The sequence below is a fragment of the Sedimenticola hydrogenitrophicus genome (assembly GCF_025175675.1).
Taxonomy (GTDB): domain Bacteria; phylum Pseudomonadota; class Gammaproteobacteria; order Chromatiales; family Chromatiaceae; genus Sedimenticola; species Sedimenticola hydrogenitrophicus.
This window is the reverse complement of the sequence record NZ_JANIOA010000043.1, coordinates 25254-35354: the sequence shown is the minus strand read 5'-3', so window position 1 is coordinate 35354 and position 10101 is coordinate 25254. Positions and strand designations below refer to the sequence as shown.

Below are 10101 nucleotides of genomic sequence, written 5' to 3'. Positions count from 1 at the left end.
TTCTCTGACCCGGTTTTTTCCTTGACCTGGTTTTCCGCTTACGCTAACTCAAGTTTCGGAGTTCAAAAGGTACCATTCAGGGCGGGCTGCTCCCTTGCCGCCCTTGACCTACTCACTCTGCCACGGTGTGGCTCGACTCAGCCACCTACCTGCACCACTTCCTACCTCGCCATTTTGCACAATTCTGTACATCAAGTATCTCGCTATTGCAAAGTGTTACCATGGGCAATATTTTTATAATGAAGTTTCCGTTTTGAGCCACCTTGCAACTCATAGTAACCACCATTTCCATCCGCTTCGATAGCTAGACATCCTTTCCAGCTAAAACATAAATTATCACCGGAAATGCTCCAGCCACCTGTACGTTGATTTACAACGCCGCGCTTGAACGCCTTCTGAAAAGGATCTTTCTCACCGTTTTTTACAACAGTTATTGTTCCATCTTCAGAAAAATAGCTTTTACCTGATTTACTGCCTCCTGGATTCTCCCAATCAACAGTTTTCCCAGAAAATGTCTGTTTAATTTCAGAACCACTCAAAATTTCGCCACCAAACCCATAAAGAGGAAAAGCCAATAAACATCCAACAACGACAACTGCTTTTATATCCATAACTAATTCTCCTTTTAAAGCGATGATGGTGACCGGTTGGCTGTTGGTCACCTCCTGCGCCACCTGTTCGATACTGCGGTTGATCTCATGGACGGTGACGCTTATATGTTCGGTTAATAGCCAAGTGTCACCGCTTAGGCAGTGATGCAGTGCGCTCCATTACCCCGGTGCACCAGTTGGTACCGTTATCCCACTTGACGTTCATATGGCCATCGGAGCGCATGCCAAGAATGAGGTCGGGGCGGCCACTTGCGCTTGGTAAGGTGCCCCGAAGAACGTCTCCGGAAAATTGAGCAGACAGCGTGATATTGAAGCTTCCAAATGACTGCGCCCCGCTCGCATAGTCCACCATGGCGCCCTCATTCGTCAACTCTCGCACGGCGACCTTGACGTCTACCACTTTGTTGCGGCACATCCAGCCTTCCCAGACACCACCGAAGGCCGCGCGTTCGGACGTCATCTTGTTGGCTATGGGTGTCAGCGACACCGACGGCATCTTGGCCTTGACCGGGCTGTTGGATGGACCTGGGATGAGCCCTTGCTGGAAATCTGGCCACCTATACGTGGTGCTGTCGGTGGTGCGGGTACCGGTGGTCTGGCAGGCGGCGAGCAGCAATGCAGTTGAAAGCAGCGACAGGATTGTCTTCATTTTCTTATTCCCTACAATTGCGGTATTAGATAAATCCGATTTGGGGTAGCCAAGAGCTGGGAGTATGTATCCCGATCAAATCCGTAGCTTTGATTTATGAAGCACCTCGAAGCGGCCATAACTTGAGGAGCAAACAACTACTTAGGCGCCCCCAATGGAGACGATAACTCTTCTCATTTCTACTATGTCGGCAGCAATTACACGCCGATTGTCAGTTCTTTACTAGCGTGAAAATAAATGGAGTCAGCCATATGGTCCCAAAGGCTATGATGTTAGGGAATGGTAATCTATGGGTCAAATGACCTATTGGATGAAGTGTGAGGGTTAGGTTTGGCTGATCGCTTTGCGTAGTTCGGCACCTGAACGCACACTCAACTTGGCGTAAATGGCATTTACGTGGTTAGTCACCGTAGACGGGGAGATGCCTAATTCTTTCGCCACACTTTTGTACGGCATGCCGTTTGCTATTCTTGTTGCAACTTGCTGCTCGCGGGATGACAAGATATCCAGGGCGCGCACACTCCTGGTCGATACCACATAACCATCTTGGGCATGGGTGGCTTTGATGAGGTAACCATTCAATACATGCGCCGTCTTCATCGTGTTTGCGGACGATGGAATGATTGCCGATGGCACTAATGGCGGATCCCAGTCTGGCCATCCGGTATCTATAAAATGAATAAACCCTGCCTCTGCCATTTTCAGATACCCTTCGGCACTTATCACTGCTACGGAGGCATCTTTGTCTGCGATGCTGTGGTGATGTCGGAGATGACGGAATCGCGAAAAGTTTTCAGCTTCTATCAGGTGATGGCTCACTGCCTGAAACCAGTTGCGCTCGCTCTCTGTAAATGGCTGGTCTCTTCTGTTTCTGTATAGTGAAATGAATGATTGAATACCGGAGCAGCCAAAGGGGACCATGATGGCTGCAACATCTTCCATACCATATTTTGACATGTACTCCCGATACAAATCCGTTTTGTGCCATGACGCCAGATCTTTTATGTCGCGCATCAGAACACATCGTCCTGGATTACACATCACCGCCTCAAATACGGAGTCCTCTGAAGCCCAGCGTGCGTAGTCATGCAGCATGTCAGCAGGAAGATCGTGTAAATATACGCTATTTGTGACCGGAATGTTCTCGACCAGTACGCCTTGAATCCATATGGCGGAATCAAAGCTGATGTCTTGCTGCAAGCGACTTAATGCCCAGTCTCTGAACAGATGAGGATCGACCCGATCAAAGGCCCGGTAAAGGTCCAGGATCAATTGGCTAAAATGCTCTAACAAATCCATTTGCCCTCATCAACATTAGCTGAGCAACTGTAAGAGAATAAGGTGGCTGAGGAATTAAATCTAAGCCAGTTAATCCAAGCATAAATAATTAAACTCCGCTGCCCTGCTTACTCCTGCCGTTCGCTATTTTGGGTAAAAACGCAGAAAGGTCTTTCGCGTGGCTGGTTTCGCCCACGCTTCCTGAAAGCAATTGGTCGTCTCCTACGGCGATTTTTCTTCATAGTGCCCGATTTTCCGGCCCTTGACCACTACTTGCCACAGACCGCGACCCTGTCAATTGAAACCTGGATCTATCCCCCCTAGTCCGGTTTGTCGTCATCCACCACCAGCCGCAGTTAGGTCTCCAACGTCATGGCAAACTCCTTTGAAATCCCGTTGGGGTTCGCAGGCTCACGCCAACCCACTGCTCAGCGGGTGGAACAACAGTGGTCCAGCAGGTAGACGATGAATTGACAGGAGAGATCGGCATGCAGCGACAAACCGATCCCGCAGGTGCGGCTGTTGGCGACGCCACTCTCTCATGCAGGCGAAATTGACGACTTCTGTCGCTTCGGGGCCGAGACCTTGAGTTCCAGACCGGGACATGCTAGATGATCCCCGGGACGGCTGTTGCAGCGCTTGAGGCTACAGGACTCCCTGTTGAAATTCGCAACGCACTGGTAGTTACCCGGTGGCCGCGCTACCGTTCGGGCAGGCACTGGGGCCTGCCCCTACACACCGATCGGCAACCTGACACCGCAGTACTCAGGTCTTGAAGGCCCCGGTCACCGCGCTCAACTGACTCGCCTTATCGGCGACGACTCGGCTGGTGTCGGCGATGGTGCCGGTGGCCGACTGGCTGTTGGTCACCGCCTGCGCCACCTGCTCGATACTGCGGCTGATCTCGCGGATGGTGACGCTCATCTGTTCGATCGCCGTAGAGATCTGGCCGGTGCGCTCGGACGATTTGGAGGCTTGTTCCCGCATCAGGTCCATCGACGCCTTGGCCTCCTCCCCCAGGGAGACGCCGCGCTCGGCCGACTGTTGCCCCAGTTCCATGGCCGCCATCGCCTCCCGGCTGCCGCCCTGGATCTGTTCCACCGAGGCGGTGATCTGGGTGGTGGCCTCCACGGTCTTGGTGGCCAGGTTGCGCACCTCGTCGGCCACCACCGCGAAGCCGCGCCCGGCATCCCCGGCACGCGCCGCCTCGATGGCGGCGTTCAGCGCCAGCAGGTTGGTCTGCTCGGCGATCTCGTTGATCACATCCACCACCACGCCGATCTGGTTGGAGCGATCGCCCAGCTGATGCACCATGGCGGCGGCATCGTTCACCACCCGGGCAATCTCCCGGATCGCCTCCTCGGTACGGGTTACCAGTTGGGTGCTGGCATCACCCGCCTCCCAGGTCTTCTGCGCGGCGCGGTTCAGGTCATTGACGGTGTTGGCCACCTCGTTGGCGGTGACGCTCATCTCCTCGGAGGCGGCGGCGACCTGCTGGGTCTGGTCGTTGATCTGGCGGTTCACCGATACCAGCTGTTCGGTGGAGACGGACAGCTCCTGGGAGATCCCCACCATCTCCCTACCGGCAGCATCCGCCTGACGCACCAGGTCCCCCAGGCTGCCGGCCATGGCATTGGCGGAAGTGGCCAACTGACCGAATTCATCCCCGTCCTTGTCGTAGCCGTCCAGGCGGGCGGCCAGGTTGCCGCCGGAGAACTCGGTCAGCAGCCCCATCGTATCGCTGAGCCCGCGGTTAATGGCGCGACCGATCCAGAGCAGCAGCAGCACCAGAACGGCGGCGGTGGCCACTGCCGTGGCCACCAGGGTATAGCGCGCCTGCTGACTGACCGCCTCGGCCCTGCTGCGGGCCTCGGCCAGCAATTGCACATTAATGAACTCAGCCACCGTGGCCACCGCCCGTTCTATCTCCGGCAGTTGACCGAGCATGGCCTGATCCAGGCTGGTAAGCTGCCGATATTGTTCATGCGCCGGACGGAAGGCGGCCGCGTAGGCGTCGATCGCCGGCATGAAGGTATCCTCGAACTGCAGCTCCACGATCAGCGCCTTGAGCTCATTGAGTTCGCTTTCGAAGGGGGTGGCCTCGGTCGGCAGGCCGCCGCTCAGGCTCGCCTTCTCCACCTGGATCACCTCGGCCAGCGCCCGCTCCATGGCCGAGAATCCCTTCACCAGCGCCTCCAGCACGGCGGCCTTCTCGCGCAGCGTGCCGATCAGGCCGGTCGCCTGATCCATGCCCAGGTTCAGGCGAATCTTGTGCCAGGCCAGGAGTTGCCGGAGATACTCCTGCAGCGTCCCCCGCAGTTCCTCCATGTGCCCGGTCAGGGCGGGTGAGCCGAGTTCGGCGGCGACCCGTTCCAGCTGTTGCGCTTGCCGTGCCAGGGTCTGCTCAAGACCGGCCCGATACGCCGCCTCATTGTCCCGGTTCAGTCCGCGTTTCTGTAGTGTCAGGGTCAATACCTCTGCCTGGGTGCTGTCGATCACCTGGGCCGCCTGCTGGGCCGATTCCAGCCGCCGGGAAGCGGCATTCATCTCGTCCAGCACATCGAACGTGACCACGCCCTGGACTATGAAGCCGGCCAGGGAGATGGCGATCACCAGCAGGAGCCTGGTTTTGATCGAACGAACTTTAAGCATCAAATGTTCCTCATGTCTCTTGGATCATCGGCGCCGGCCCTGGCAGGCAATCGGTGAAGAGGTACAGCCATCAGCGTTGCGTATTCCCATGTAACGGCTGGCCGATGCTTCTCTTGAGAGGAACATGCGGCAAGCACGCCTTCGGTGGCACTCATTTACCCTGCATATCACGGGTATATTTAAGTTGTCCACGCAGGTTCCCAACCGCCTTCAGCAACAGATCCAGATCACGGTTCCGATTACCGCGAATCAGCTCGTCCAACTCGTTGTCGGAACTTGAGCGGATGGCGTCCGTGGCGTGGCGGAGCGGCACAATCAGGTGCAACCGGATCAGCAGCAGGCAGGCGGCGACCAGCAGGGTGCCGAGCAGCAGCAGCTCAACCGCCCGCCGGCTCAACGCCGTCATCAAGCTGTTGCGCATGAAGGTGGGCGAGACATGCACCACGGCGACGCCGATCTGTTCACCCGCTTCGGTAACCACCGCCGTTTCCGCCATGATGGCGTCGGCTTCCTGTTGATTGAACAGGAAACCGGGTTTGAAACTTTCCCGTCTGCGCTCGAACAGTGTCCGCCTGTCCTGTGGATCGAGTATCTCCACCGCCGCCAATGCATGCTGAGTCATCTCCGACTCGATCGTGGAACTGATCTGCTGCTCGTTGATCGACCAGAGCGGGGCGGCGAGCTGGCGGGACAATCTGCTGGCAGTGGCCTCGGCGACGTCGGACAGCTCCTGCTTAAGGCTGCTGCGCAGGTCAAAATAGTGGATCAGCAGGTAGCCGGACAGAACCGACATCACCAGCAGGGAGAGGGAGACCGCCAGACGCACTCTGGTACTGATAGAAGCTTGGGACATAGTTAAATCCTCCGGATGGATGGGATTATTCATAGGACGCGATCGGGTCCCGACCTATTCGATCAAACTGCTGACGCGTTCGATTTCCGCCGGCAGTGTCAGGCCGTACTGCGCCAGCCGGCTGCGGCTGTACAGGTAGCGGCCCTGTTGGGCAGTCTTCGGATAGATACGCGAGGGTTCGGTACCGGCCAGGATCTGCCGTGCGATCGCCGCCGCCATCCGTCCCTGTTCTTCTCCACTGAGCACCAGACCTCCGGCCGTCATATCCCGGCCGACGCTGAAGTCCCAGAACGCGAACAGCGGCACCGGAGCATGTTCGGTAGTCCAGCTCATCACCCGCTCCGCGGCGATGTTATTGCCCTGGATATCGGTGAGGGTGTGGTACAGCCCCACGATGATGGCGTCATAACCGTGCCGGCGGGCCTCGCTAACCTGCACCTTCCACTCGACCCAGCTCCTGATCAGGCGCACCTTGGCCGCCACGCCGAACACATCGACCCAGATATTTCCCGCGAAGGCTTCACTGACCGCCGCCCGCGCCGTGGTTCCTGCATCGAACAGCAAGAGGATTTTTTTCGGTCGGGGTTTCAATATTTTCGACAGGGAAGCGATCGAGCGCTTGAACAGCGGACGCTCCAAAACGCCGGTAAAATTTCCCGGCGCCGTATCAAAGTAACTGCGCGGATTGTTGTTGATACCCAGATAGACTACCGGCACCGGCTCGGCGGCCAGCCGCGGACCAAGATATTTCAGCGCATTGTCATCCCCCAGAATCACCAGGGACGGTTTCAGTTGCCGATAGGCCTCCCAGGCCTTTTCGGCCTGCGTCGCATGCGCGCTTTTTGGCAGACGCTTGGTATCCATCTGGAAAAAGACCAGGTTGTGTTGTTTACCCAGTTCCTCACGCAATGCCTGGGTGTAACTGGCATCCCACGAGTAGGACTGGTGATAACTTTCGACCACCAGGATATCCGTTGCGGATACCCTGCCGGCAAGGACTAGCAGGGACAGCGCCAATGATATGGCTGTTATGGTTTTCATCCTCTCTCCATCATGCTTGTGGTTTGTTGTTGTACGGCTTACTCGATAAAAACTCCTTTCATTAACGGCGATACGACTCGACGAACGTCTGCTCAGCAGGCGGAAAAACAGCGGTCCACCAAGTAGACAATGGATTGATAGGAGAGACCGGCATGCAGCGATAGACCGATCTCGCAGGTGCGACTGTTGGAGACGCCCATTTCACAGTGTTGTGGCAGTGATCCGGACAACCGTCCCAAGGCCGAGGCGTTCAACTCAGGTCGGGTAAAGCCTTTATCACCGGCAAACCCACAACACCCTTTGTCCTCCGAAATAAACACTTGCCGTGCACACTGCTCCGCCAGTTGGCGCATGGCGTCGGCCAGCCCCATCTTGCGGCTGCTACAGGTAATATGCAGAGCGATGCTTTCCAGCTGTTCCTGGCGCCGCAGATGCGGCAACAGGTGACTATTGATGAAGCCCACCGGCTCTTGGATCCGCAACGGTTGTTTTATATGCTCGATTATGCGCAAGGTGCAGGGACTGGTATCGCACAGGATCGGATGGCGGCCCTGCTCGCTGGCGTCCCACAACGCTTGTTCCAGGCGATACAGGCTTTGCCCCGCCTGTTCCGGTAGCCCCTTGCTCTCCAGCGCCATGCCACAGCAGAGACCTTCCGGCCGCTGCGGGAGAATCACCCGGTAACCGGCCTTGGCAAGCAGCGACCGCATCACCTCATGCAGATCGGCCTGGAACGGATCGCCGTTGGCCGGTCCCATGGTGCGGCTGACACAACTGGGGAAATAGACCACCGTGCCGTTATATGCGCCCGTCCCGTTGACTGGTGGTTGCAGTGGACCCGCCGCGCGTGGCATGGACGGATTCCATTGCGGTATACGCTCACCGCTCAGACGCCGCATCAGGCCGGTGGTTTTACCCATCAGCCCATCCCCCAACAGGTCCTGGGAGAGCGCGGCCAGTTTCAGTCCGGCCCGGGTCATGGCGGCGACGCCGGCGAAATGCCCGTCGACCCACTCACCGACACGGGCTGCCCGCTCACCCTGCCGGCTCTGGCGTATCTGTTTGGTCAGTTTGCCGGTATCGATGCCCACCGGACATTCGATGGCGCAGAGCCCGTCCACCGCGCAGGTATCCAGCCCCTGATAGACGAAATCATTTTCAAACCGTTGCAGTCGTTCGGCATCATCACCGGTTCGTTTCAGGCGTGATATCTCGCGCCAGGAGACGATGCGCTGGCGCGGTGTCAGGGTCAAGTTGCGCGACGGACAGATCGGCTCGCAGAAACCGCACTCGATACACTTGTCGATCAACGGATCCGCCGCCGGCAGCGGTTTAAGGTTCTTCAGATGAATCTCGGCGTCGTCATTCAGAATGACCCCGGGATTGAGCAGGTTGGCGGGATCGAACAGCTTTTTCAGCCGCCACATCAACCGGTAGGCATCACTGCCCCACTCCATCTCCACGAACGGCGCCATGTTGCGTCCTGTGCCGTGTTCGGCCTTCAGCGAGCCGCCGTACTCGCCCACCACCAATGCACACACTTCGTCCATCAAACCCTGATAGCGTTGCACCTCCTCGACGCTGCCGAAGTCCTGGGTGAAGACAAAATGCAGGTTCCCTTCCAGGGCATGACCGAAAATCAGCGCTTCCTGATAGTGGTACTTTTCAAACAGTTGATGCAGCCCTCTCACCGCTGCCGCCAGTTGCGGTACCGGGAAGGCGACGTCCTCGATCAGCACGGTGGTTCCGGGGGTACGCACCGCGCCCACCGCCGGGAACAGCCCCTTGCGGATATTCCACAGCGCCTGGTAGGCCGTCGGGTCCGCTGTGAATTCCACCTCCCGAACGAGTGGGATCGGTTGCAGAGCCTGGCCGACATCCACCACCTGGCACTTCAGCGTTGCCTCGTCCGCCGCCCGCACATCCACCAGCAGGGCGGCCACCTCGTCATCCAGCTCACGCAGCCAGACCGGCATCCCCAGCTTCTCCTGCACCGAACGCAGGGCGGCGCGGTCCATCAGTTCCACCGCCGTTACCGGCGTCCGCTTGAGCAGCGCCACCGCCCGGCAGGCGATCTCCACCGTGGGAAACAGGATCAGGGCGGTGGACTTGCAGGGGTGATCGGCGACCGTGTGGTAGCCGATCTCCGAAATGAAGCCCAGCGTGCCCTCGGAACCGATCATCAGGTGCTGCAGGATCTCGATCGGATCTTCGAAATCAATCAACGCATTGAGACTGTAGCCGGTGGTATTCTTCAGCCGGTACTTGTGGTGGATACGTTCCGCCAGCTCGGCATTGGCGCGGGTCTCCGCCGCCAGCGTGGAGAGCGCGGACAGCAGCTCGCCATGGGATTCCCGGAAGGCGGCCACCGAGGCCGGCTCGGCACTATCCAGCACCGTGCCGTCGGCCAGCACCACGCGCAGGCTGGCCAGGGTATGATAGCTGTTCTGGGCCGTGCCGCAGCACATGCCGCTGGCGTTGTTGGCGGCGATGCCACCGATCTTGGCCGCGTTGATGGAAGCGGGATCAGGGCCGATCTTGCGCCGGTAGGGTGCCAGGTAGCTGTTGGCCCAGGCGCCCACCACCCCCGGCTGCAGGCGGATAACAGAGGCGTCTTCATTGCGCGTATAACCGCGCCAACACTCTCCAGATAGCAACAACAGCACCGAATCGCTGATTGCCTGCCCGGAGAGGCTGGTACCGGCCGCGCGGAAGGTAACCGGGGTGTGGAAACGGTGCGCGGCCGCCAGGATGCGCACCATCTCGGGTTCGTCATTCACCTTCACCACCAGCTTCGGTATCAGCCGGTAGAAACTGGCGTCGGTGCCGTAGGCCAGGGTACGCAGCGGATCATCGATCAGCCGCGCCGGGTCGATGAAACCGGCCAGTTCGTCTTTTAATGCCGTGTAGTCTGCCGACATGCCTTACCTGCACCCCAGAATAAATAATTCACGAATAATCCAGGGGTCAGAGTCAAATGGGATTCCATCGATGATGGCTGACCCGATAGCATTGCT

At 58.1% G+C, this 10101-nt stretch carries 7 protein-coding genes; all 7 read right to left on the bottom strand.

Annotation, left to right across the window (positions count from 1 at the left end):
- Positions 1–203 precede the first annotated feature (203 nt).
- The 7 genes from NPX02_RS17915 to NPX02_RS17885 all read right to left on the bottom strand — a co-directional run bounded on the left by NPX02_RS17915 (position 204) and on the right by NPX02_RS17885 (position 10005).
- Positions 204–662, bottom strand: a complete 459-nt coding sequence (locus NPX02_RS17915; RefSeq protein ID WP_260295232.1) for a hypothetical protein — start codon at positions 660–662, stop codon at positions 204–206.
- Positions 663–738: 76 nt separating this feature from the next.
- Entirely contained in the window at positions 739–1260 is a 522-nt protein-coding gene (locus NPX02_RS17910; protein WP_260295231.1) for a hypothetical protein, read from the bottom strand.
- A 324-nt stretch (positions 1261–1584) separates the two neighbouring features.
- A complete protein-coding gene (locus NPX02_RS17905; protein WP_260295230.1) occupies positions 1585–2559 on the bottom strand; it encodes a helix-turn-helix transcriptional regulator in 975 nt (324 codons plus the stop codon).
- Between the two features lie 744 nt (positions 2560–3303).
- Entirely contained in the window at positions 3304–5190 is a 1887-nt protein-coding gene (locus NPX02_RS17900; RefSeq protein ID WP_260295229.1) for a methyl-accepting chemotaxis protein, read from the bottom strand.
- Positions 5191–5341: 151 nt separating this feature from the next.
- Positions 5342–6043 (bottom strand): hypothetical protein, encoded by a 702-nt coding sequence (locus NPX02_RS17895; protein ID WP_260295227.1) that lies wholly within the window; start codon positions 6041–6043, stop codon positions 5342–5344.
- Positions 6044–6097: 54 nt separating this feature from the next.
- Positions 6098–7084, bottom strand: a complete 987-nt coding sequence (locus NPX02_RS17890; protein ID WP_260295226.1) for an ABC transporter substrate-binding protein — start codon at positions 7082–7084, stop codon at positions 6098–6100.
- 92 nt (positions 7085–7176) lie between these two features.
- Positions 7177–10005, bottom strand: a complete 2829-nt coding sequence (locus NPX02_RS17885; RefSeq protein WP_260295225.1) for an FAD-binding and (Fe-S)-binding domain-containing protein — start codon at positions 10003–10005, stop codon at positions 7177–7179.
- Positions 10006–10101 lie beyond the last annotated feature (96 nt).

Excerpts from the sequence above, each read along its gene's own strand:
- NPX02_RS17890 (WP_260295226.1), bottom strand. The coding sequence starts at position 7,084 with ATGAAAACCATAACAGCCATATCATTGGCGCTGTCCCTGCTAGTCCTT.
- NPX02_RS17895 (WP_260295227.1), bottom strand. The coding sequence starts at position 6,043 with ATGTCCCAAGCTTCTATCAGTACCAGAGTGCGTCTGGCGGTCTCCCTC.
- NPX02_RS17900 (WP_260295229.1), bottom strand. The coding sequence starts at position 5,190 with ATGCTTAAAGTTCGTTCGATCAAAACCAGGCTCCTGCTGGTGATCGCC.
- NPX02_RS17885 (WP_260295225.1), bottom strand. The coding sequence starts at position 10,005 with ATGTCGGCAGACTACACGGCATTAAAAGACGAACTGGCCGGTTTCATC.
- NPX02_RS17910 (WP_260295231.1), bottom strand. The coding sequence starts at position 1,260 with ATGAAGACAATCCTGTCGCTGCTTTCAACTGCATTGCTGCTCGCCGCC.
- NPX02_RS17905 (WP_260295230.1), bottom strand. The coding sequence starts at position 2,559 with ATGGATTTGTTAGAGCATTTTAGCCAATTGATCCTGGACCTTTACCGG.